Origin of the sequence: Terasakiella sp. (assembly GCF_048267425.1) — a bacterium.
GTDB lineage: Bacteria > Pseudomonadota > Alphaproteobacteria > Rhodospirillales > Terasakiellaceae > Terasakiella.
Genome location: NZ_JBLWXN010000005.1, coordinates 267,618 through 288,748, shown reverse-complemented (window position 1 = coordinate 288,748; position 21,131 = coordinate 267,618). Strand labels below are relative to the sequence as shown.

Sequence of the window (21,131 nt, the reverse complement as noted above, 5' to 3'; positions counted from 1 at the left end):
GTGTTATTCGTGCAGTTAAGCCGCTGCAAATCAAAGCAATAAACAAAAAAGCCATGTCAATCCACTCCTGTTAGAATTATGCCTGATAATATAACCTTAAGAAATTATTGCGTCACCTAAATGAATGATTTTCTGGTATTCTTGTGTAAGTTCAAAAGCCAATTAGGTGCTTCATATGCTCTACCTCCACTCAACAGCCAAGCTTGCGAAAAGCCTCAAGTTCAACCTAACGCCCTCGCCAAGCAGTGACCAAATGCACTGGCTTGATTGCTGGTATGTGAACCGCATAGGATTGGGTATTTTGGGACTACCTTTGGACGCTTTCGTCTATCTCAACGCAAAGACAAAGTACGCTCTAATTCATCCTTATGACAGCCGAGAACCACTTGAAGAAACTGTAGACCTATTTCGGGTACGCCTTGAGCAGATCACAAAACGCAAGCCCTCGGCTGACTTCACAGTCTGTAAGAATACTTCACGTTCTGTCATTGGCTGCATGAATGAGCTTGTCCATACAGTCATTTACGTTTCTGAGCGTATGCTTCAAGAGGACGGGGTGAAGTTTGAAGAAATAGAAGACTACTGGAATAACGGCATTATCAAAATGCAACGGCCTGTAGACAGCTTCAATGAGATGCTTGGGAAAGACAATGGGCCGATACTAAAAGAAACCTCAGTCCCGCATTTGCGTATTGTTGAGTAGTGTTTACGGCTTAACTAAGGAGAACCAAATGCCTTATTTAGTAGAGATTGACACAGATAAAGGATGTGACGCCTACAGTGTTGCTCAGAATGCCCTACCTAAAGGTCATAAGAAGAAATTAGCTAAAATGAATAATACCTTCTTATTCGATACTTTCTTTGACTTTTGTAATAGGGTTCATACATTAAACCCTGATTTTGTTGTTCTTAATATTGATAAAGAAACCTTCGCACAGTTTGAAAAGAACATGGAAGGTCAATTTTTCATAGCATGGGAATTTAAGAGACCTACGCTGACAGTAGCTTGTGATAGGACTTAAACACATCAGGTACTACCCTAGCAGACACAGAGCCAACCAAAGAAGAATGCCACAGATAGCCAAATTTAGAGCATAACGTCCGCTTCAACCCACAGCATAGGACCGAAGCCGAGCCTAAAGATATAACCTAAAGTAGCTACTTAAAGTTAAGCCTAAGGTTTAGCTTAAGGCGTCTTCCTTATTCCATCATTCATTAATGATAATATCCATAAGATAAACAGCATAAAGCAGACGTAAGGCTCTTCTGATGTCTTCTTTTAAAGTTGCTTTATTAAAGTCTTTGTTTTTGTGTTGAGTAGTAGCCCTAGGTGGCTCCTCCGCAAGCTGATTAATTTAGGGTCAAAAATGTGAGTGGGTATAATTAATATGGCGGTGGTTGGTTTTACCCCGTTGGGTACCCCTTCGGTATTTACCCACAGCATAGGATTATTATTGTTTTTGTCTTCATTTTCTTATGTCGTGGATTTACCTTTAACTCTTTGTCTACCTAACGTCATAGCAGGGTATACCTTGCTGTTACACTATGATATTACAGATAAAGTGTAAAAATAGGGTTGACATCGTATTGATGTTACACTTAAGATTCTGCATCTAGAACCTGTTATTACATTTATGGGGTGTGTTATGGCTATCTACGGCTATGCAAGGGTATCGACTACAGATCAAGACTTGTCGATACAACAAGAAGCATTGGCGAAAGCAGGATGTGAGATAATTAGGTCTGAAAAAGTAAGCGGGACCAGCCGACAAGGAAGGACTGAGCTTGAGACGCTCCTAGAATTTCTACGCAAGGGTGACACACTGGTTGTCACTAGGATTGATCGGCTTGCTCGTTCTATTAAAGACCTTCAAGACATAGTGTTGTCATTGAAAGATAAGGGTGTCTTACTCAAGGTAACAGAACAACCTATTGATACAGCCACAGCAGCAGGAAAGGCATTTCTTGATATGTTGGGCGTTTTTGCTGAGTTTGAAACAAATTTGAGAAAAGAACGGCAGCTTGAAGGTATCGCTAAGGCCAAAGCCAAGGGTATCTATAAAGGTGGTGTGAAGACAATCGCCAGAGACAAAGTTAAGGAATTGCACAGCAACGGTAAGACCCCAACCCAAATAGCTAATGAGTTGGACGTGTCCCGTATGTCTGTCTATCGAATACTCAAGGAGGCTTAAAGCCATGAATAAGCAGGATAAAGCATTCATTAAAGAAATGTTCGCACTCTTTCTAATGGGCGCTGCAACCGCTGGCTGGCTTTGGGTCGCTCATTTACTGGGCTGAACATCCATCTAAACAACTATCATTTATCAGATTTGCAACACTCCCATGTTGTCTAAGGGGTCGGACCTAAGTGTCCGGCCTCTTTCTTTATGTGTGGGTGTTTGCAAGAACCGACATGGGAAAACAATATGCAAAACAGAAAGAAGCCTCAAGACTTACCTAGTGTGGGTGATATCCAAGTAACTGCGGCACCTGTATCTATGCGAACAATATGATTGATGACGCTTTTCCTGATGAATTGTTTACAGAAGGGCGTGTCGTTCATAAAGATATCTCAAAGCATTAAGAAAAAGCTTAAACAGATCAAAGAAATGGGTGACAGACCTGCAACTCGTAAAGCGAGACAAGGTTTGAACAGTCTCTAGTTTTAACCCACAGCATAGGACTTTAAATTTCTCATTGCGCACTCAAAAGCGTTTTGGGATTGGCCCCAAGTTTTCCGTTTTTGGTTAGCTTCGGGCACCTTCTTTTAAAGTAACTTTATAAATCAACTGTCTGCTTATGAATCTATGAAGTAATCCTTTTTCTGAAACGGCAGTTACGTTCCAACCCATATCAAGAATGCAAGTTTATAATCTCAAAGGCCTGCTTTGGGAACCTACTATCATGTCAACTAAAGGAGAGATTACCATGACAAATCAAAACTTATTATCTATCTCAAGCCTTGATGCAGCGAAACACTTTAACGTATCGCACTCAGAGTTTCTAAAGACACTCAAAGGTGTTTTAAAAGATTCAACATTGAAAGAAAAGAAGGCGAATTTTACCAAGTTCAAGATTGATTCTAAACTTGCGTATCTAATGACAAGAACAGGTTACACTTTAGTTGCTATGCGTTTAGAGACAGTAGAGGCATATGATTTTAAGGTAAAAATGATTAAGCGTTTTAATGAAATGGAATCTCATTTGGGCCTCTAGTAATACGAACATTCCTTTAGTCGGTCTTTAAGTGACCGGATTGCACGCGGGAGGTTAGACCAAAGTGTCCGATTCTTCTTTCTGTATCCGGTTCTTAATCCGTCTATTTTATCTGAAACGGCAGTTATGAAAGGAAACACATGCTCGACAATGATGTAACACGAACACAGGTAAAACGTAGCTTCACAAACAAGACTAGAAATGTTGTTTTGAGCTTGCCTCATTATCGCTTGATGTCAGACATCCAAGGTATTTATCAAAGTAAATATCAAATTAAGAAAATCTCCCTGTCCACTATGACAAGACGTGCCTTAGAGTTGCTGAAGGTCCACTTAAACGCAGAGCATAATATTTACCTTGAGCGCCAGCGTACAGAAGACGCTAAACAAGGTAAGCTTAATCCTTGTTAAAATGGGGAGTGATAAACATTTCAACCCCTATTTGAGATCAAAATCAGAGGCTCTGAACAGTCTTATAAATACAATTCAGTTTAGCCTTGATGTTTACTCAAAGCGGTCACGTCACCGGGCTAGAAAGCAGGCGGACCAAAGCAATTACAGACAACAACTTGATACTATTATCTCCAACCTTGTTCACTGCTATTTATCTAAAACTTACCAGCGCATAGCGATATCTCGTTCAGCAAAGGATTATGTCAAAAGTCGATATCGGCCTGACAGCATAACCAAGAATATTCCTAGGCTGCTTGATGTTCTCGTTAAAGCTGGCTGGATTAAACAACAGCTTGGTCAATGGAAGGGGCTTAGGACTACTGTATGGCCTTCACGCCAGCTCGAAGTTCGCTTAAAGCACAAAGGGATATCCTTCAGTGACTTACAGACTATTGGTAAGCCTGAGACTATCATCTTAACCACATTGGATATGACCAAGCAAAGACAACAAGGGCAACCTCAACCTAAGAAGCTTAAGGATTACACAGAGACAGACCTGACAATTAATCTCCGTTCCGAGATGACCGTAATCAATAAACACCTTCAATCTTACGAAGTTACTTTAAGAGGCCCTCAGAACTATGATTTGACCAATAGAATGTTGGTTAGACGGTTTAATGATCAATATCTGAACCGGGACTTTCTTGGAGGTGGGCGTTTATGGGGTGGTGCTTGGCAATACATGACCAAAGCAGATCGAAGACAGCGTCTATTTATTAATGGGTGTTCAATTGCTGAGGTTGATTACAGACAAACCATGCCCTGCTTAATGTACATCCTCAAGCAACGACCTATCCCTGACGGTGATCTTTATGACATCAATGGATATGATCGAACAGGGATTAAGGCGATCTTTAATGCCATGACCTTTAAGGATGAACTCTTGTGGTTTCCAAAGGAGACAAAGAAATTTTTTGAACCTGAAGTCTGTATCCAAGATGTAACCCAAGCCATAAAGGAAAGACATAAAACTATTCGTTCATTGTTTTATTCCGGCATTGGGCACCGTTTACAATATCTCGAAAGCTCAATTCTGGTTGAGGTGATTCTGGCATTAGCAAATCAAGGTATTCCCTGTTTACCCATCCATGATGCTATTTTATGTCGTGAAAGTGACAAGGAAATAGTCAAAGGTACAATGAAACAAGTCTCTCTAGACCATACTGGTTATGAGTTAGAGGTAAGTATCACTGGCAATAACAACACCTGAAGGTTCCCACCCTAAGCAACACTTAGGTTACTACTTAGCATATGGGGAACCCGTAAGGTTTATAAAGTAACTTTAAAAAGGAGAAATATGGAAACATTACAAATCTACACAGACGGTTCTTGCAGTGGCAATCCCGGTCCCGGTGGCTGGGGGGCCGTTTTGATCAAAGGAAACAAGAGGAAGGAGTTACGAGGAGGAACAAAGCATACAACCAACAACCGAATGGAGCTTACAGCCGCTATACGTGCGCTAAGTTCTCTTAAGCGTAGCTATAAATCTATTTCAGTTTACACCGACAGCCAGTATGTCAAGAACGGTATCACCAAATGGATTAAGGATTGGAAAAAGAAAGGATGGAAAACTGCTAATCGAAACTCCATCAAAAATATTGATCTTTGGTTCCAACTTGATGAACTATGTTCTAAGCACAAGATCAACTGGATTTGGGTCAAAGGTCACTCAGACCACATAGAAAATGAACGTGCTGATACTCTAGCAAGGCTGGGCATGCAGCGTTTTATCTATCATTAACCCAGCAAGAAGAGACTCTAAGTACTGCTAAGGGCTTTTTTTGTTACATCCACCTAGAAATTAAGCCAGCTTAGTTATGCTAGGCTACACACCTACCAAAGGAAATAAGAATGGATGAAAAATCCACACCCACAAAGGGCACTCAATTAAGAGCTCCTAAAGACACACTTGTGCCATTCCCTATGGACGCTATTAAAGCCAAATGTCGAGAATGCTCAAACGGTGTTCCTTCAGAAGTTCGTTATTGTCCATGCACAGATTGTGCGCTTTGGCTGTTTAGATTTGGGTGCAACCCGAAGAACAGCACAAGGGGCGCTCAAGAAATCTTTGAGCAATAATTAAGGTAGTCCCTGAGCGTAAGCTTGGGGGCTATCTATTTTGTTTCTTCGAATCGAATACATTCCCCCTACCCTGCATAAAGAAAAAGCCCCCAGTGCGAACACTGAGGACTATAAAAAGTACCTACATTATGTACCTACTTTTTGTAGGCAGTCCTTTATAAGTCATTGTTTTTAAAGGACTTAAGAATGCTGGCGCGCCCAGAAGGATTCGAACCCTCGACCGTCCGCTTAGAAGGCGGATGCTCTATCCAGCTGAGCTATGGGCGCTAAATCTAATCAAGCACCGAAATTAATAAACGATGCGATTTAATGCAAAGTTATCGGCATAGTTTTTAATTTGCAATTTGCGTGCTTTGGGCTCTTTTACCACGTAAGAAAGCCCTTTTTTCTTGGCAAAGGCAATGGCTTGTTCTTTGCTTTCAAATTTCATTTGCAGCTGTTTGCGGGTATCGCCACCGCCTGTCCAGCCCATAAGGTCATCTGCGCGTTCCGCAGCAATAGGCATGAATTCCAAAATCCAGGTCTTTGTTTTTGCGCGACCGGATTGCATGGCATTCTTGGCGGGTTGGTAAATACGAACGTCCATAGTCAAACACCTTCCATATCTTTTCAGCCAATTGTATCAGCAGTCTTGGGTGAATGCCCCAATCTCGTCACGGCGTCAAATAAAAATTGCTTTAATTCTCTAAAAATATGCTTTTATAAACTATATGTCATGTATGAATTTGTCATCACATGCAGCATTGAGTAAGTCTATGGGTGTAATAAGTGATTGTCAGGGATGTGTGTAAGTTATCCAAACTATATGAGTTCTCACAAGCGGCAATATTTGTAGATTTAACGGGAGATATTCTGGACGTAAACCAGAATGTGCTGTCTCTGTTCGGTTATCAGGAAACCGATTTTCCAAAGCTTACATTAGGGACATTTTTTTCAAATCAAATCGTTCGCTTGATCAAAGATGGTTTATCTACAGGAACGCTCAAAAACAATAATTTCATCAAAAGCTTGTCAAAGCGTGAAGTTGAAACCCTGACTAAAAACTCAACTCTTTTGTTCTTGAGAGTAAATGTGTGTTTCTTACCCGCTGCAGATGCTGATGATGGCACTATTGCAGCCATCCTGATCAGGGAGACGTCCTTGGGCATCCAAGGGGAAAAAGAAAAAACCCTTTCCGAAGAAATTTTAAATGAAGCCATTGAAACCATAACAGACGGTTTTGTCATATATGATTGGCATGACCGCCTTTTTATTTGCAATCAGGCTTATCTCGAAACCTATAAAACCTCGGCCCCTGCGATTAAAAAAGGCGCTTCATTTGAAAGTATTATCCGTTATGGAATGGAGAAAGGCCAATACCCACAAGCCGGTGATACCTTAGAAGCACGCGAAAGCTGGTTAAAAGAACGGTTGAAGAAGCACCGGAATCCAACAAGAACGGTCGTTCAGAAGACAGATACAGGTGCATGGTTGAAGATTGATGAACGTGTCACTAAATCCGGTATGATTGTTGGTGTTAGAACAGATATTACTGATTTGAAAGATGCTGAAGAAAAGCTGTTGATCAATCAAAAAGAGTTGGAGCGCCAAAAACAAGATTTAGAACGACTTGCGCAAAGATATCTGTTGGAAAAAGAACGTGCCGAGGCGGCATCTAAAGCCAAAAGTGAATTTTCAGCTATCATCAGCCATGAATTACGTACCCCATTAACGGGGATTATGGGGATTGCTGACCTGCTACTTTCTTCGGATATGTCGGTTGAGCATAAAAAGTTTGTTGAAGGGCTGAAATCTTCTTCCAACAATTTATTATTATTGCTTAATGATATTCTTGATTATTCAAAATTTGAAGCAGAGCACATTCAATTTGAATATACCGTTTTTGACCTGCATCGTTTGATTGATGACCTTGTTGTATCGTTAACACCGACCATTCAGGAAAAGGGTATTACCCTGCGATATGAAAATTACGGGACAAGTTCCGACGTCATTTTAAAAGCCGATAAAACACGCCTGCGTCAAGTGCTCTTAAACTTCATTACAAATGCGATTAAATTTACGCAAAAAGGTGGGGTCGTTATTCGCTTACAGCAAGAAAAAGATGACGACAACCAAACACATTTGCGATTCGAGGTGGAAGATACCGGTATCGGTATTGCAGAAGACCAAAAAGAACGATTGTTTAAACCCTTTAGCCAAGGGGACAGTTCCACAACACGAAAATATGGTGGCACCGGCTTAGGGTTGGCGATTTCCAAAAAACTTGTAGACGCAATGGATGGCGAAATCGGTTTTTATAGTATTGAAAATAAGGGAAGTACGTTTTGGTTTGAAGCCAATTTTGAAAAAGGTCTGCTATCTGATTTATCACATGATCGTCTTTCGACCTTGGAAGTCAGTACAGAAGAAGAAAAAACAAACGGAGTGAAGCTTCTGCTTGCTGAAGATAATGACGTGAATAGAAAGGTCATTACAACGGTTCTGCGCAAGATGGGCTATGATATTGAAACGGCTGTTAATGGGCGTGAAGCATATGAAAAGGCTACAAATGGCGGTTTTGATCTCATTTTAACAGATTTGCAAATGCCGGAAATGGATGGTTGTGACGCCGCGATTAAAATTCGCCAACTTCCGGGGGATAAAGGACAAGTGCCTATTATCGCTTTAACAGCAGATGTGAAAGCCGAACAAAATGAACGTTATCTTAAGGCGGGTATAAACGCCTTTATTTCCAAACCCGTCGAATGGGTTCAGTTAGATGAAGTTATACAGAAATATAAAAACTGGAAAAAATAAGCTTTTCTAAAAAAAGCTGGTCGGGGAGACAGGAATTGAACCTGCGACCCCATGCACCCAAAGCACGTGCGCTACCAGGCTGCGCTACTCCCCGACGGCCGAAAACTATGAAGTTTCAGATCATAATGCAAGATAAAAATTAAAAAAAAATCAGTTTGGTAAAATCACCAGATCACCAACTTTAATTCCGTGGTTTTCCGCAGACCCCGCCGGAAGTTCCAGAACGGCTGAAATCTGCCCTCCCGAATGGATTTGGCGTGTGGAATTCGGCTGCGTTTTTTCTTCGATAAAACGAATACGGCCCATTTTATTTATAAAAAACATGTCCAGCGATAGGGGCGTATTTTTCATCCACATGGTGACCAACGTCGGTTTCTGGTAAATAAAGAGCATGCCTGTGTTATGTGGAAGCGACGTCCGATACATAAGGCCCTTTGCTTTTTCTGCCGGTGTAATAGCGTACTCTACCTTGAATTGAACGGTGCCTGATTGAGTTTTTATCTTTAGCTTCCCGCTGCCTGCTGCTTGTGTGGGAGTGGCCAAGATCGTTAAACAGATGGCAGTAAGAAGAGTACAAAGGAAAAGACCGCATTTTTTCAAGGGAAATACTCCGAATCCAATGGAATTTTGATGACATTTAAGCAAACATAAGCGGGGATTAGCAAGTTGAATAATAAGCTTGATCCTTCGTATTACGTAAAACTCAGTAGAAACACCCTCAAAAAGCAAAGAAAATGGGCTTCTTGCATGATCTAGCATTCAACGGCGCGTTTTAGATATTGATATCCCTTAACGAATTGTTATCTTTTAGGAACTGATGCATCGGTCTGAGTTCCATTCAGACTAACAACCATAATAACACAGTCAGGGGAAATCCTGTGGCAAGCTCTATTAGCCTTTGGGTCTTTTTGTATGCCTTCTGGTTTCTGCTTTCCGGACATACCGAGCCTTTGTTGCTCGGGTTCGGGGCGGTTTCCTGTACGCTTGTCGTTTACATCGCCCATCGTATGGATGTAATCGACCATGAAGGACACCCATCTCACCTCTCTCTCAAAATTCTCCCTTACTGGGCGTGGTTATCCTGGGAGATTGTAAAAGCGAATATCGATGTCGCGAAAGTTATCCTGTCACCAAAACTGCCGATCAGTCCGGTGATGTTTAAGACCAAAGCCAATCAAAAACGTGAATTAGGTCAGGTGATCTATGCCAATTCCATTACGTTGACACCGGGAACCGTTACGGTAAATCTCGAAGATGGTATTTTAGAAGTACACGCGCTGACTATTCAGGGTGCCAAGGATGTACTCAACGGCGAGATGGACCGACGCGTTTGTCAGGTTAAAGGTGAGATGGAGGGCAAGTACTGATGTATATTGCAGCTGTTGTCGCAATCTTAATCGCGATTGCTCTGGGGTTGGTGCGCGCCTCTCTCGGGCCGACAATCTATGATCGTATTCTGGCAGTAAACAAGATCGGTACATTGACCGTTTTGTTAATTGCGGTTCATGGTTTTTTAGCTGGTCGTCCAGAGTTTCTGGATATCGCACTTGTGTACGCGCTCATTAACTTTATCGGTACCATTGCGGTTTTGAAATATTTCCATTTTAAAGATCTGGGGCATGATGGACGCGATTCAAATGAAGCCCACAAGGAGGACGCATAATGATTGAGATGGTCCTCACCGGTTTTAGCTGGTTTTTTATTCTGTTGGGTAGTGCCATCATTTTGATTGGCGCAATCGGTGTTATACGCTTGCCCGATGTTTTTACCCGATCCCATGCCGCTGGTATGATTGATACAATGGGCGCAGGTATGCTCTTAATAGGTCTTATGTTTCAATCAGGTGGATTTAATCTGGTTCTGGTCAAACTAGTTATGATCGGACTTGCGCTGTTTTTCACAAGTCCGGTTTCAAGTCATGCGCTTGTTCGTGCGGCCATAACTGACGGTGCTAAACCACTTCTTAAAGAAGGCGTTGAACTGGAAGGCGCCCTAAAAGATGAAGGAGACAAGTCATATTAGAGATTATTGACATAGTCTTACTATTCTTTATGGCAGTAACGGCAATCGTTATCTTGCGTATAAAGAATTTGTTTACAGTGGTCATGTTGGGCGGCATATACAGTTTGCTGTCTGCACAGATGTTTGTAAACTTGGACGCCGTGGATGTCGCCTTTACAGAAGCAGCCGTTGGTGCGGGGGTTTCAACCGTACTGATGCTGGGTACACTTGCGCTGACATCACGTGAAGAAAAAAGTGAAAAGAAATCCTCTCGGACTTTTTGGCTCCCTCTTGTTGTCGTTTTTTCAACCGGTGTTGCATTGATATATGGAACGTTGGATATGCCAGATTATGGTGATCCGAATGCGCCTGTACATCATCACGTTGCCCCGCGTTATCTACTGGATTCAGAAGGTGAAGTCGGCATGCCCAACATTGTGACGTCTGTTCTGGCCTCTTATCGGGGGTTTGATACCTTGGGCGAAACAACGGTGGTCTTTACAGCCCTTGTCGGGGTGCTCATCCTGTTGGCAACGCGACGTCGGCGAAAAGACAATGATGCCCCAACCTTGGCAGATCTGGAAGAACAGGAGGATGACGCATGATGAAACGCAAACCCATTTTACGGGTTACATCTAAAGTCTTTATGCCGTTTATTCTGCTTTTTGCCCTTTATGTTCAATTTCATGGTGATTTTGGGCCGGGGGGTGGTTTTCAGGCGGGCGTTATTTTTGCATCTAGTTTTATTCTATATGCCCTTATTTTCGGCTTGCATGATGCCAAAATGGTTATGCCTGCCCGCGTGCTAGAAGTTCTGGCCGCACTCGGTGTCTTATTGTATGCCGGTGTCGGTGTCGTCAGTTTTTTTGTTGGGGATAATTACCTCAATTACAATTCTTTGGCACACGATCCCTTACATGGCCAGCATTATGGTATTTTGTTGGTTGAATTGGGCGTTGGAACAACTGTTTTTGCCGCGATGACCCTTATTTTCTATACCTTTGCGGGACGGGGGCGCTAAAGGATGCAATATCACGAAATGATTAACCCCGGCCTTTATAACTATTGGATCGTTATCTTTTTGATGATGATCGGTTTTTATATAGTTATTGCGCGGGGCAATCTGGTTAAAAAGCTGGTTGGTTTGAATATCTTTCAAACCTCGGTTTTTGTTCTGTACATCAGTATGGGTAAAGTTGTGGGTGGGACCGCACCGATTTTTGGTGAAGGTTTCGAGGTCTTTTCAAATCCCCTTCCCCACGTCTTAATTCTGACAGCGATCGTGGTTGGTGTTGCGACAACGGCTTTGGGTTTATCCCTTGTCGTTCGCATTCGCGAGGCATATGGCACGATTGAAGAAGAAGATATTCACGCTCAGGAGGAAGACTTTTAATGACGGCCCATCTTCCTATTCTGCAAATTTTGATCCCCTTGATGGCGGCACCTTTATGTGTCGTGTTCAGACATCGCGATATCGCATGGATCATTGTTTTGCTGGTCAGCCTGATTTCCTTTGCGATCTCGATAATGATCTTGGATCAGGTACTCACACAAGGTGTGATCTCTTATTTCATGGGCGATTGGCCCGCTCCTTGGGGGATTGAGTTTAGGATTGATGCAGTCAATGCATATATTCTATTAATCGTTTCTGCCATTGGGGCTATTGTCGCCTTTTATGGGCGTCATAGTGTCACACGCGAAGTTCCACGTGATCTTATTTATTTGTTTTATACGGCATTTTTGCTGTGTTTAACGGGTTTGCTTGGGATGACGGCAACAGGTGATGCGTTTAACCTGTTTGTTTTCCTCGAAATTTCTTCCCTGTCTACCTACGCAATGATTTCATTGGGGAAAGACCGTCGTGCTTTGACGGCTTCCTATCAATACCTCATCATGGGGACACTCGGGGCGACGTTCTATGTGATTGGTCTTGGTCTTCTTTATATGATGACTGGCACTCTGAACATTGTGGATTTACATGCCAAGCTTCTGGATATGGATGGATCCATCCGTACATTACAAGCCGCACTGGCCTTTTTGACCGTTGGCTTAAGCTTGAAGCTGGCCCTGTTCCCATTGCATTTATGGTTACCTAATGCCTATACCTATGCCCCCAGCAGCGTGACAGCGTTTTTGGCGGCAACGGCAACCAAGGTGGCTGTCTATGTTATGTTGCGCGTGTTCTTCACGATTTTTGGTGTCGATATCTTAGAAGAAACCGGTCTTGCACCTATCTTAATGACATTGGCGATTTCCGGTATGTTCGTTGCCTCCACGGTTGCGATTTTCCAAAATAATATGAAACGATTGCTGGCTTATTCTTCGGTGGCGCAAATCGGTTATATCATGTTGGGGATTAGCTTCCTGAATGTAACGGGTGTGTCTGCGGGTATTGTTCACTTGTTAAACCACGCCGTTATGAAATGTGCGGCTTTCCTTGCTATGGGATGCTTTATGTATCGCGTGGGGTCCGTACGTATCGAAGATTTGCATGGTATCGGTAAAAAGATGCCGTGGACGATGGCTGCTTTTGTGGTCGCAGGCCTCAGTTTGATCGGTGTGCCTTTGACCGTTGGTTTTATTTCCAAATGGTATTTGATCCAAGCAGCTATGGAAGCAGAGATGATGCCAATTGCCTTGCTGATTTTGCTTAGTTCTTTATTGGCTGTTGTTTACGTCTGGCGCTTTATCGAGGTTGCCTACTTTAAGGAACCTGCAAATCCGTCTCTCAAGATCAAAGAAGCACCACTCTCCATGTTAATTCCTTTATGGATCATGGCGGGCGCTTCCATCTACTTCGGAGTTGATACCGATATGACACTTGGTGTTGCACAACTCGCCGCAGAAATGCTGGTTGGAGGTGCGCCATGAGTATGGAACTTTCAATCATTCTCGCTATGGCTATTCCGGCTGTTGGCGCGGTTTTGATTGCTTTGAGCGGGCGCATGGCCAATTTGCGTGAAACAATTACCTTGATGACCGCGATTGCCTTGTTCCTGAATGTGTTAAACCTGCTTGGTCCGGTTTTGGATGGGGAACGCCCGGAAGTTCATTTATTGGACATGTTCCCGGGATTGGCGATTGCCTTTAAGGTAGAACCATTAGGTATGATGTTTTCCTTAATCGCTTCAGGCCTGTGGATTTTGAATTCCATCTATTCCATTGGCTATATGCGGGGCAATAAAGAGAAACACCAAACACGTTTCTATATCTGTTTTGCGATTGCTATTTCGGCTACACTGGGGCTGGCGTATTCCGCCAACCTTTTGACATTATTCATTTTCTATGAAGTGTTGACCTTCTCTACCTATCCGCTTGTTTCCCACAAAGGAAACGAAGCCGCAGTCAAAGGCGCGCGTACCTATTTGGGTATTCTGGTCACAACTTCCGTGGCTTTCCTGTTCTTTGCAATTGCATGGACTTACAGTGCAACCGGGACGTTGGATTTTGTCGATGGCGGTATTTTGGGCGGCAAGGTTGAAGGCCCGTTGATGGGCTTGCTTCTGATGCTGTTTATTTACGGGATCGGTAAGGCTGCGGTTATGCCGGTTCACCGTTGGTTGCCTGCTGCAATGGTTGCACCAACACCGGTTTCGGCATTGCTGCATGCGGTTGCGGTTGTGAAATCCGGTGTTTTTACCGTCGTTAAGGTCATTGTCTATACATTCGGTATCGATAATCTGGTCACTTCCGGTTCCGCGGATTGGTTGGTATATGTATCGGGCTTTACCATTATTGCCGCCTCTATGGTTGCGTTGCGCCAAGACAACCTGAAGCGTCGATTGGCTTATTCAACAATTTCGCAATTGTCCTATGTGGTTCTGGCGGCAGCCATCCTGACCCCCATTTCTGCTGTTGGGGCTGCGTTGCATATTGCCGCGCATGCTTTTGGGAAAATTACTTTGTTCTTTGCGGCCGGTTCGATTTATACGGCGGCGCATAAGACGGAAGTGAGCCAACTAAATGGTATTGGCTGGAAAATGCCGATTACGATGACGGCCTTTGCCATTGGTGCGTTGTCCATGATTGGATTGCCGCCAACGGCAGGCTTTGTCTCGAAATGGTATATCATTCAAGGGGCCATGAGTTCGGAAAACTTTGTGGCATTGGGGGTTGTTATCCTCAGTACTTTGCTGAATGCCGGCTATTTCTTGCCGATTATTTATGCTGCTTTCTTCAGACAAGCTGAACCCAAAGGGGCACATGATCATGGGGGACACCATGACAATCATGGTGAAGCACCATTGCCGATTGTCATTGCCATTACATCGACGGCGACATTGACAATCCTGATGTTTTTCTTCCCGGATGTTGCCTTGGAATTGGCGCAACAAATGATTGGGGGTATCCAATGAGCGACCAACATGACGTTCACTGGCTTTGCCGTCCGGCAACCATAAAAAAACTATGGATCGTTGGTATTGCTATTTTGGTTCTAACCGTTGCGTTGGAACTGACAATCCACCCTCATCCTTATTTCGGGATCGATGGCTGGTTTGGCTTTAACGCATGGTTCGGCTTTTTCTCCTGCGCAGCAATGGTTTTGTTTGCCAAATTGTTGGGCATTTTCCTAAAACGGAAGGACACCTACTATGATGATTAACAGTGCCCTTCCCCCTGGGCTTATCTTGATTGTCGGTTCATTGTTTTTGCCGGCTCTGGTTGGCAATGCACGCAAGACGTTGATGCTGCTTTTGCCGGTTCTGACCATGTATTTCATTTGGGCTGTCCCGGATGGCGTCCAATTAACCGTACCATTTTTGGATTACACGCTCGAACCGTTGCAAGGTGACAAGCTGTCGCGCCTGTTCGCAACCATCTTTACGTTAATGGCATTTGTCGGCGGCATTTTTGCACTCAATCAAAAAAGCCAGATTGAACTTCTGTCCGCTTACGCTTATGCCGGTGGTGCCGTTGGTGTCGCAATGTCGGGTGATTTGGTTAGTGTTTTCATCTTTTGGGAATTTATGGCAGTTGCCTCTACATTGGTGATCTGGTCTGCGCGCACGAAGGAAAGCTATCGCGCCTCCATGCGTTATGCGATTGTCCACCTGTTTGGCGGTGTAATTTTGATGATCGGGGTGATCGGTCAAATCTATCACTCTGGTTCTGTTGAATTTGGCGCGATGAAGGCGGATAGCTGGTGGACATGGATGTTGTTGGCCGGGTTCTTGATTAACGCAGGCGCCCCCCCCTTTTCAGCATGGCTTCCGGATGCTTATCCCAGTGCCTCGTGGTCTGGCAGTGTCTTCTTGTCAGCCTTTACCACCAAGACAGCCGTTTATGTTTTGATCCGGAGTTTCCCCGGCGAAAATGTTCTGATCTTTGTCGGCCTTTATATGGTGTTTTACGGTATTATTTACGCGCTTCTGGAAAATGATATGCGCCGTATTCTCGCCTACTCCATCATCAACCAGGTTGGTTTTATGGTAACAGGGATTGGCATCGGCACGGACTTGGCCATCAATGGCGCAGCTGCTCATGCCTTCGCTCATATCATCTATAAGGCATTGTTGCTGATGTCGGCCGGTGCGGTTATGTACGAGATCAACAAGCGTAAATGTACCGATCTTGGCGGGCTTTATAAGGCCATGCCGCTGACCATGATTTGTGGGACCATCGGTGCGCTTGCAATCTCCGGATTCCCGTTAACATCGGGTTTCACGACAAAGACCATGATTGCGTCTGCGGCTGCTGATCAACATATTGCCTATGCTTGGTTCCTGCTGGAAGCGGCTTCTGCCGGTGTTTTCCTGCATGCCGGTATCAAGTTCCCATGGTTTGTTTTCTTCCAACGCGCACCCGGGTATGTGGAGCGTGAATTTGGTGCAAAACCGAAAGATCCGCCATTTAACATGCGTTTGGCAATGGTGATCTTTGCTGCATTGTGCGTGGGCCTTGGGGTTTATCCTGATCCGCTTTATGCGATCTTGCCAAATCCGGTTGATTTTGTGCCTTATACATCGACCAAAGTCATTCACATGTTGGAATTGTTGCTGTTCTCAGGCTTTGCCTTCTTCGTCTTGTTAAAGATGATGAAACGGACATTGACGATTACGTTGGATTTCGATTGGTTTTACCGCAAGTTCTTTAATCTGCTTCACGAAGAATTTGTCGTTCGTCACGGTGGGGCTGCGTTTGCCAAATTCCGTCAGGCTTGTTTGAAACGTGTTGATATGATTATCAATCATATTTTCAAACATCATGGCCCGCATGGCATTTTGGCCCGTACATGGCCAACCGGTAGTATGGTTCTGTGGGTTGCAATCCTGCTTGGTCTGTATTTGCTGGTCTATTATATTTAAGCTCAGCTCAAACAAACAAAAAAGCCCTTGGATTTGTATCCAAGGGCTTTTTTTATAAGAAGAGATACAAGGGCTATTTTTTTACTTTTTTCTGAGATGGGAGCGGCGTTGCTTCCGCGACCTTTCGAAGTCCCGGTGCCCAGGATTTGACCTGAACGGGGCGTCCGGTTTGGGAACGCAGAACACGCGGCTTTAAGACCTTATCGATACTGGGCGCTTCCTTATGTTTGCTGAAGCTTGCGACCATGATCTTAAATTCAATTTCGGTGCGCCTGCCCTTTTTAATTGCCTTTTGATAGGCTGGTGTTTTTTTTGTGATATCGGATAGTTTATCAGCCGAGTAAGAGCCAAAACGCCGCCAGATACTTTCTAAAAAAGTTTCAATATGGGCCGGAAGATTTGTATTTAAATAAAACGAAGGTCGCCCCTGTTCAAAAGCCCGAAAAACATGGGGTTCAATTGGTCCCATATCGTCGGCTACAAACACACCGGGGGCAAGTTTACGACCATGATAGGCAATCGCAAAATAGCTTTGTGATAAAAACAATAAGCGATGCATTTTCATCGGTTGAAGATATTCGTTGTCATTTAAGGCATGGTCCATAAACCATGCGGCAACGTCATACATTGTCTCAACAGCGGCAGCCATAGAATATCCTTAGTCTTGATCTTGTAATCTGAATATAGCTTACACGCACAAACCTTTCCACCTGCTTAATCGTGGATCGGTGCATATGAGTTTATTTACATTGCGAGATTAATAGAACCGCCGCGATTTTTTAGCTCACCCTTAATTGCCCGTGTGCTGAGCTCATACGTAGATGTTGCCCGTTCCATATAGGCTTGGAAAGCCGGTTTTCCCGGACGTGCAAAAGGATCTGCGTTATAGGATGACTCACCAAGATTGCCAGCATCATAATCGGACTGGGCATCTTCAAATAACATTGCAAAGGTTCGCGATGTCCCATGCAGTTTTAAAGTGTGAGGTTGCTGTTGGCTTTGGTTTTGCTGACCTTGCCCTTGGCTGTAATTTTCAAAACTACGGCTTTCGTCTTCCCCTCTGACGCCAGCTTGAGCGTAGAGTTCGGAAACAGAATTATATTGTGAAGATGAAATTTGACGCGCACTACCGCCCGCCGGTCTGCTTGAAGGGACCGACGTGTTACCAGAAGCTATGGGCTTGGCAACGCTGGACATGCAAAAATCTTTCAACAGTTTCGAAACAACAGGCGGAAAAACCCACCTATAAATTAAACGTACGTAATAACTAATCTACTGGAGTACCCAAGCCTCGTCAAGGTAACGCCCGTAAAAGTTTCTAAATCAAAAGGATATCAAATTAACCCTTTGTATTACTGTGGTTTTAAATCTGCAGGAAGTTCCGGTGGTAATTCAATATCTTGCTCGGGCATTGGCATTGAAGAGCTGCCCTGTGCCGAATCGGTTGCATTGGGATCATAAAGACATTTGAATTTTATACGGTTCGGGGTTGCAATCGGGCATTCCCAAATATCATTTTCAAGGTATCCCAATTGAATGCTTGCAAGGATTGCTTTCAGTTTGCGTTGACGCTCCACCGGGCCTGCAAACACTTCGCCTTCGGCTTGATTAAGATATTTAACTTGACCAAGTTTTTTATATTCAACAAGGTTTTGCACTTCTGTCACTCGGGCTTTGCATTCTTGTCTGGCCTGATCGAGAACCTGTTGGCGACTATGGACCGTTTTGTCAAAACAAATGGCAACTTCGATCCCGTTTTTAGGGATCTCGCTTATACGCTCCCTATTCCAGTCTTCGACATATGGGGAAGAGGAACAGGCCTGTAAAAAAAGGAGGGCGGCCATCGGGAACAGTATTTTGCAGGATTTTAAAAAAGACACAGGTCAAAGTTCCATTAATCAAGAAGGTCTGTTTCTTCTATAACAAATTCTTCGTCGCCTAAAGCAGGTTGTTCATTTTCTTCTTCATAAGGTAACAATCCTGACAATAACCCGCGTCCCACCCCAAGTGATGTCTTTTCCCCTTTTGACGTTGCCAGCGACAAATCGTTTAACGGGCCGTCAATCTGAATATAACCGTTGGAGGGGCCTTCTTTTGTTTGGGTAATACTGTTGAGTGTGAGTGTAAGGGCATTATTGATGAAATCAAAGGTCATGCGTCCGTCTACGCTTACCGACGGGGCAACAAAGGATAGATTTTCGCTGACTAACTGCCCGCGGTTGCCTTGAACACGTCCTTTTAACTCCGCAAAATCAAATTGTTCGGATGGTCGGGCATTGAGTGCACGGGCGATTTTTGGGTTGGTAATTGAACCATCCAGCACAGAGAAATCTCCACGAATGTTCGCAGTTTCCATTAAGGCAACCAGTGTGGAGCCTTCGGATTGAATTTCGATAGAGGTATTCAACGCACCCAGCAGATTTACCTGTTGATCAAGTTCTTTCTGCAGTTTTTCCAAATTAATGCTACTCAGGTCAATTCGGGCATCCATATAGCCATTTTCCAAGCCTTTATGCCAACGAACGCGTGCACTGGCGAGCCCTCCTAACAAGTGCAACTGATCCACCGACAGGCTTAGTCGTCCGTCTTCGTGTCGGATCTTAAGCTTTGGTTTTATTATTTCACCTGATGATAATTTATATCCGCCATAAAGGACATCCACATTGGCCCGGAAAGTATCCAGAAAAAATTGATTGAGGTCGAGTGTGCGCAGGTGATCAAAATCGGGCTTAAGACCGGATAATGCATGTCCCGGTATTGTAATGGTCCCGGTGATTTCAGGTTTAAGCGTTTTGAAATCAACGACACCACGGGCTTTTGCCGAAAATGGTGATTGCGTATAGCTTGCGTCTTCGATTTGCAGACGTTGATCGCGGATTTTAAGATCGGACAAGATCAGCAAATTTCCCTGCTTGTCGGCGCATTTGTTTTTGTCTGTAAACCAGTTGCAGAAATCGAATAAGGAAGGAATATCAACTCGAAGATTACCTTGGGAGACAAACGTCTGTCGTTTTGCCGCACTGCCGTTGTAATCGATACGAATAGGGGCAGAATCGATCGCGAGTGTCATTTTGCTGCGATATCCGCGTAAGAAATCGTCTGGTTGTTCCAAGCGTATTTTTATATCAAGCGTTCGCTTATTAACGTACGCATTGCCCGTGATCGAAAAATCCTTGTTATGAGCGGGCTTTGTAATATCTAGCGTCGCTTTTTCAATATCGACCGTTGTTCCGGGGGTCTTTTTCCAAAGGAAACGCGCTTCTTCCACACGTGCGGTTTTAAAAATCGAATCTTCGATGAAATGTTGAAGAATTTCGATATAGCGAATTTCGTTTTTACGCGAAGCGCTTAAATTTGTACGTACCCAGTCGGGAATATAGGGGGTGAAATCCCCCTCGATGGTGATTTTAGGTTCGGCAATCAGGAAGTTATCGACGTTTATATCACCACTGAGAAATTTCCAAAGCTGCATATCCAGGTGAACACTCTGGATCGTGCCGACAACCTGAACATCTTGCCCGATCTTCCCGTTGAATAGGACATCTTTTGCGTCTAAACGGATGGTTGGTAACAAAGAGAACGAAAAACCATTGTTAAAATCAAAATCCAGACCTGTGGTTTCTTCAAGTTTGGTTTCAATCAGTTTTTTGTAGACGCCTGAGGGAAGTAAAAAAGGAATTGCAATAAAAATCAATAAGATACCGATTATGATAACCGGTACTTTTGTTTTCATGCCTTTGATTCCAATACCGTCGACTTTTAACATTTAAAACCTTAACCAATTGCGCATTTTGGCATTCTCTTGTGCGATTTAGCATTACTTTACATAGAGATAATACCTTTCACAACCGTTCAATGGTGCTTAGGTGACAGGAAGTTTACGTTTCTTCCAGAGGTTGAGGCCGCCCTTGACGACACTCACGTTTGTAAAGCCAAGATTTTTAAGGTTTTTTGCCGACATTGCGGCCCTTTGAGATGATAAACAAATCACATAAACTTTATGGTCGAGGAAGGCTCGTTTTGACTCTAAATCATCTCCAAGTTGATGGGGCTGCACATTGATACTGTCTAAAGCATGCGCCGTTGCAAATTCCTCCGGAGTCCGCACATCCAAAAGGACAGCATTTTCATCCTTTTGCATATGTTCATAAACTTTATCCGGGTCAACGAATGGAACACCGGCCACAAGGCGCGGGATCATGCGTAGGGAAAAAAACGAAACCACGATAACAACGGCAACAGCAATCAGTGGAGAGTCCATTTTGAAATCCTCAATATA

Annotated in this window: 25 protein-coding genes and 2 tRNA genes; 18 read left to right on the top strand and 9 right to left on the bottom strand. The window is 43.7% G+C overall.

Annotated features, from left to right (window positions below; all coding sequences use genetic code 11):
* Positions 1-175: 175 nt before the first annotated feature.
* The 7 genes from ACN0VA_RS10605 (at position 176) to rnhA (ending at position 5,409) form a co-directional block, all read left to right on the top strand.
* The gene (locus ACN0VA_RS10605) at positions 176-703 is read left to right on the top strand and encodes a DUF6933 domain-containing protein (protein WP_417821122.1); all 528 of its coding nucleotides are present in this window, start codon (positions 176-178) and stop codon (positions 701-703) included.
* Between the two features lie 28 nt (positions 704-731).
* Positions 732-1,022, top strand: a complete 291-nt coding sequence (locus ACN0VA_RS10600; RefSeq protein ID WP_417821121.1) for a hypothetical protein — start codon at positions 732-734, stop codon at positions 1,020-1,022.
* Between the two features lie 624 nt (positions 1,023-1,646).
* Positions 1,647-2,192 (top strand): recombinase family protein, encoded by a 546-nt coding sequence (locus ACN0VA_RS10595; RefSeq protein ID WP_417821120.1) that lies wholly within the window; start codon positions 1,647-1,649, stop codon positions 2,190-2,192.
* A 736-nt stretch (positions 2,193-2,928) separates the two neighbouring features.
* Positions 2,929-3,216 carry a Rha family transcriptional regulator gene (locus ACN0VA_RS10590; RefSeq protein ID WP_417821119.1) on the top strand — a complete coding sequence of 96 codons (288 nt, stop codon included), beginning with the start codon at positions 2,929-2,931 and terminating at the stop codon, positions 3,214-3,216.
* Between the two features lie 140 nt (positions 3,217-3,356).
* The gene (locus ACN0VA_RS10585; RefSeq protein ID WP_417821118.1) at positions 3,357-3,626 is read left to right on the top strand and encodes a hypothetical protein; all 270 of its coding nucleotides are present in this window, start codon (positions 3,357-3,359) and stop codon (positions 3,624-3,626) included.
* The gene (locus ACN0VA_RS10580) at positions 3,574-4,878 is read left to right on the top strand and encodes a hypothetical protein (protein ID WP_417821117.1); all 1,305 of its coding nucleotides are present in this window, start codon (positions 3,574-3,576) and stop codon (positions 4,876-4,878) included. The genes ACN0VA_RS10585 and ACN0VA_RS10580 overlap by 53 nt, the downstream gene beginning before the upstream one ends.
* 87 nt (positions 4,879-4,965) lie before the next feature.
* Positions 4,966-5,409 carry a ribonuclease HI gene (gene rnhA / locus ACN0VA_RS10575; RefSeq protein ID WP_417821116.1) on the top strand — a complete coding sequence of 148 codons (444 nt, stop codon included), beginning with the start codon at positions 4,966-4,968 and terminating at the stop codon, positions 5,407-5,409.
* Between the two features lie 531 nt (positions 5,410-5,940).
* Here the strand turns inward: rnhA and ACN0VA_RS10570 are convergent.
* A tRNA-Arg gene (locus tag ACN0VA_RS10570) sits at positions 5,941-6,017 on the bottom strand.
* 22 nt (positions 6,018-6,039) lie between these two features.
* Complete coding sequence (locus tag ACN0VA_RS10565; protein WP_417821115.1) at positions 6,040-6,336, bottom strand: ETC complex I subunit; 297 nt, start codon at positions 6,334-6,336, stop codon at positions 6,040-6,042.
* Between the two features lie 182 nt (positions 6,337-6,518).
* Between ACN0VA_RS10565 and ACN0VA_RS10560 the strand changes: the two genes are divergently transcribed.
* A complete protein-coding gene (locus ACN0VA_RS10560) occupies positions 6,519-8,546 on the top strand; it encodes an ATP-binding protein (RefSeq protein ID WP_417821114.1) in 2,028 nt (675 codons plus the stop codon).
* Positions 8,547-8,563: 17 nt separating this feature from the next.
* Here the strand turns inward: ACN0VA_RS10560 and ACN0VA_RS10555 are convergent.
* Together ACN0VA_RS10555 and ACN0VA_RS10550 are read right to left on the bottom strand one after the other, a co-directional pair.
* Positions 8,564-8,640: transfer RNA gene (locus ACN0VA_RS10555), tRNA-Pro, on the bottom strand.
* Between the two features lie 56 nt (positions 8,641-8,696).
* Positions 8,697-9,305 (bottom strand): DUF192 domain-containing protein, encoded by a 609-nt coding sequence (locus tag ACN0VA_RS10550; protein ID WP_417821113.1) that lies wholly within the window; start codon positions 9,303-9,305, stop codon positions 8,697-8,699.
* 119 nt (positions 9,306-9,424) lie between these two features.
* Here ACN0VA_RS10550 and ACN0VA_RS10545 point away from each other — a divergent pair, with 119 nt between their 5' ends.
* From ACN0VA_RS10545 to ACN0VA_RS10500, 10 genes are read left to right on the top strand one after another with little or no spacing between them, the layout of a single operon-like run.
* On the top strand, positions 9,425-9,913 hold the full coding sequence (locus tag ACN0VA_RS10545) for a Na+/H+ antiporter subunit E (RefSeq protein ID WP_417821112.1): 489 nt from the start codon (positions 9,425-9,427) through the stop codon (positions 9,911-9,913).
* Entirely contained in the window at positions 9,913-10,209 is a 297-nt protein-coding gene (locus ACN0VA_RS10540; RefSeq protein WP_417821111.1) for a monovalent cation/H+ antiporter complex subunit F, read from the top strand. The genes ACN0VA_RS10545 and ACN0VA_RS10540 overlap by 1 nt, the downstream gene beginning before the upstream one ends.
* Positions 10,209-10,568, top strand: coding sequence for a monovalent cation/H(+) antiporter subunit G (gene mnhG / locus ACN0VA_RS10535; protein ID WP_417821110.1), 360 nt, complete (start codon positions 10,209-10,211; stop codon positions 10,566-10,568). The genes ACN0VA_RS10540 and mnhG overlap by 1 nt, the downstream gene beginning before the upstream one ends.
* A gap of 29 nt (positions 10,569-10,597) precedes the next feature.
* Positions 10,598-11,152, top strand: a complete 555-nt coding sequence (locus ACN0VA_RS10530; protein WP_417821109.1) for a DUF4040 domain-containing protein — start codon at positions 10,598-10,600, stop codon at positions 11,150-11,152.
* Positions 11,149-11,568 (top strand): Na(+)/H(+) antiporter subunit B, encoded by a 420-nt coding sequence (locus ACN0VA_RS10525; RefSeq protein WP_417821108.1) that lies wholly within the window; start codon positions 11,149-11,151, stop codon positions 11,566-11,568. Before ACN0VA_RS10530 ends, ACN0VA_RS10525 begins: the two co-directional genes overlap by 4 nt.
* 3 nt (positions 11,569-11,571) lie before the next feature.
* The gene (locus ACN0VA_RS10520; protein ID WP_417821107.1) at positions 11,572-11,940 is read left to right on the top strand and encodes a cation:proton antiporter subunit C; all 369 of its coding nucleotides are present in this window, start codon (positions 11,572-11,574) and stop codon (positions 11,938-11,940) included.
* Positions 11,940-13,418, top strand: coding sequence for a monovalent cation/H+ antiporter subunit D family protein (locus ACN0VA_RS10515; protein WP_417821106.1), 1,479 nt, complete (start codon positions 11,940-11,942; stop codon positions 13,416-13,418). Before ACN0VA_RS10520 ends, ACN0VA_RS10515 begins: the two co-directional genes overlap by 1 nt.
* Complete coding sequence (locus ACN0VA_RS10510) at positions 13,415-14,902, top strand: monovalent cation/H+ antiporter subunit D family protein (RefSeq protein WP_417821105.1); 1,488 nt, start codon at positions 13,415-13,417, stop codon at positions 14,900-14,902. The genes ACN0VA_RS10515 and ACN0VA_RS10510 overlap by 4 nt, the downstream gene beginning before the upstream one ends.
* Positions 14,899-15,150 carry a hypothetical protein gene (locus ACN0VA_RS10505; protein WP_417821104.1) on the top strand — a complete coding sequence of 84 codons (252 nt, stop codon included), beginning with the start codon at positions 14,899-14,901 and terminating at the stop codon, positions 15,148-15,150. Before ACN0VA_RS10510 ends, ACN0VA_RS10505 begins: the two co-directional genes overlap by 4 nt.
* Positions 15,140-16,852 carry a Na(+)/H(+) antiporter subunit D gene (locus ACN0VA_RS10500; RefSeq protein WP_417821103.1) on the top strand — a complete coding sequence of 571 codons (1,713 nt, stop codon included), beginning with the start codon at positions 15,140-15,142 and terminating at the stop codon, positions 16,850-16,852. Before ACN0VA_RS10505 ends, ACN0VA_RS10500 begins: the two co-directional genes overlap by 11 nt.
* Before the next feature lie 73 nt (positions 16,853-16,925).
* Here the strand turns inward: ACN0VA_RS10500 and ACN0VA_RS10495 are convergent, their stop codons facing one another.
* The 5 genes from ACN0VA_RS10495 to ACN0VA_RS10475 form a co-directional block, all read right to left on the bottom strand.
* Positions 16,926-17,501: a Panacea domain-containing protein gene (locus ACN0VA_RS10495; protein WP_417821102.1), complete on the bottom strand. Its 576-nt coding sequence runs from the start codon at positions 17,499-17,501 to the stop codon at positions 16,926-16,928.
* Positions 17,502-17,596: 95 nt separating this feature from the next.
* Entirely contained in the window at positions 17,597-18,049 is a 453-nt protein-coding gene (locus tag ACN0VA_RS10490) for a hypothetical protein (RefSeq protein ID WP_417821101.1), read from the bottom strand.
* A gap of 155 nt (positions 18,050-18,204) precedes the next feature.
* Positions 18,205-18,732, bottom strand: a complete 528-nt coding sequence (locus tag ACN0VA_RS10485) for a hypothetical protein (protein WP_417821100.1) — start codon at positions 18,730-18,732, stop codon at positions 18,205-18,207.
* A gap of 14 nt (positions 18,733-18,746) precedes the next feature.
* On the bottom strand, positions 18,747-20,585 hold the full coding sequence (locus ACN0VA_RS10480) for an AsmA family protein (protein WP_417821099.1): 1,839 nt from the start codon (positions 20,583-20,585) through the stop codon (positions 18,747-18,749).
* Positions 20,586-20,714: 129 nt separating this feature from the next.
* Positions 20,715-21,113, bottom strand: coding sequence for a rhodanese-like domain-containing protein (locus ACN0VA_RS10475; RefSeq protein ID WP_417821098.1), 399 nt, complete (start codon positions 21,111-21,113; stop codon positions 20,715-20,717).
* Between the last annotated feature and the right edge of the window lie 18 nt (positions 21,114-21,131).

Bases quoted from the DNA above. Each gene is read 5' to 3' on its own strand.
- ACN0VA_RS10600 (WP_417821121.1), top strand. From the start codon at position 732: ATGCCTTATTTAGTAGAGATTGACACAGATAAAGGATGTGACGCCTAC.
- ACN0VA_RS10505 (WP_417821104.1), top strand. From the start codon at position 14,899: ATGAGCGACCAACATGACGTTCACTGGCTTTGCCGTCCGGCAACCATA.
- ACN0VA_RS10490 (WP_417821101.1), bottom strand. From the start codon at position 18,049: ATGTCCAGCGTTGCCAAGCCCATAGCTTCTGGTAACACGTCGGTCCCT.
- ACN0VA_RS10515 (WP_417821106.1), top strand. From the start codon at position 11,940: ATGACGGCCCATCTTCCTATTCTGCAAATTTTGATCCCCTTGATGGCG.
- rnhA (WP_417821116.1), top strand. From the start codon at position 4,966: ATGGAAACATTACAAATCTACACAGACGGTTCTTGCAGTGGCAATCCC.
- ACN0VA_RS10520 (WP_417821107.1), top strand. From the start codon at position 11,572: ATGCAATATCACGAAATGATTAACCCCGGCCTTTATAACTATTGGATC.
- ACN0VA_RS10540 (WP_417821111.1), top strand. From the start codon at position 9,913: ATGTATATTGCAGCTGTTGTCGCAATCTTAATCGCGATTGCTCTGGGG.
- ACN0VA_RS10565 (WP_417821115.1), bottom strand. From the start codon at position 6,336: ATGGACGTTCGTATTTACCAACCCGCCAAGAATGCCATGCAATCCGGT.
- ACN0VA_RS10590 (WP_417821119.1), top strand. From the start codon at position 2,929: ATGACAAATCAAAACTTATTATCTATCTCAAGCCTTGATGCAGCGAAA.
- ACN0VA_RS10480 (WP_417821099.1), bottom strand. From the start codon at position 20,585: ATGAAAACAAAAGTACCGGTTATCATAATCGGTATCTTATTGATTTTT.
- ACN0VA_RS10595 (WP_417821120.1), top strand. From the start codon at position 1,647: ATGGCTATCTACGGCTATGCAAGGGTATCGACTACAGATCAAGACTTG.
- ACN0VA_RS10605 (WP_417821122.1), top strand. From the start codon at position 176: ATGCTCTACCTCCACTCAACAGCCAAGCTTGCGAAAAGCCTCAAGTTC.
- ACN0VA_RS10530 (WP_417821109.1), top strand. From the start codon at position 10,598: ATGGCAGTAACGGCAATCGTTATCTTGCGTATAAAGAATTTGTTTACA.
- ACN0VA_RS10475 (WP_417821098.1), bottom strand. From the start codon at position 21,113: ATGGACTCTCCACTGATTGCTGTTGCCGTTGTTATCGTGGTTTCGTTT.
- ACN0VA_RS10500 (WP_417821103.1), top strand. From the start codon at position 15,140: ATGATGATTAACAGTGCCCTTCCCCCTGGGCTTATCTTGATTGTCGGT.
- ACN0VA_RS10585 (WP_417821118.1), top strand. From the start codon at position 3,357: ATGCTCGACAATGATGTAACACGAACACAGGTAAAACGTAGCTTCACA.
- ACN0VA_RS10510 (WP_417821105.1), top strand. From the start codon at position 13,415: ATGAGTATGGAACTTTCAATCATTCTCGCTATGGCTATTCCGGCTGTT.
- ACN0VA_RS10550 (WP_417821113.1), bottom strand. From the start codon at position 9,305: ATGCTAGATCATGCAAGAAGCCCATTTTCTTTGCTTTTTGAGGGTGTT.
- ACN0VA_RS10525 (WP_417821108.1), top strand. From the start codon at position 11,149: ATGATGAAACGCAAACCCATTTTACGGGTTACATCTAAAGTCTTTATG.
- ACN0VA_RS10495 (WP_417821102.1), bottom strand. From the start codon at position 17,501: ATGGCTGCCGCTGTTGAGACAATGTATGACGTTGCCGCATGGTTTATG.
- mnhG (WP_417821110.1), top strand. From the start codon at position 10,209: ATGATTGAGATGGTCCTCACCGGTTTTAGCTGGTTTTTTATTCTGTTG.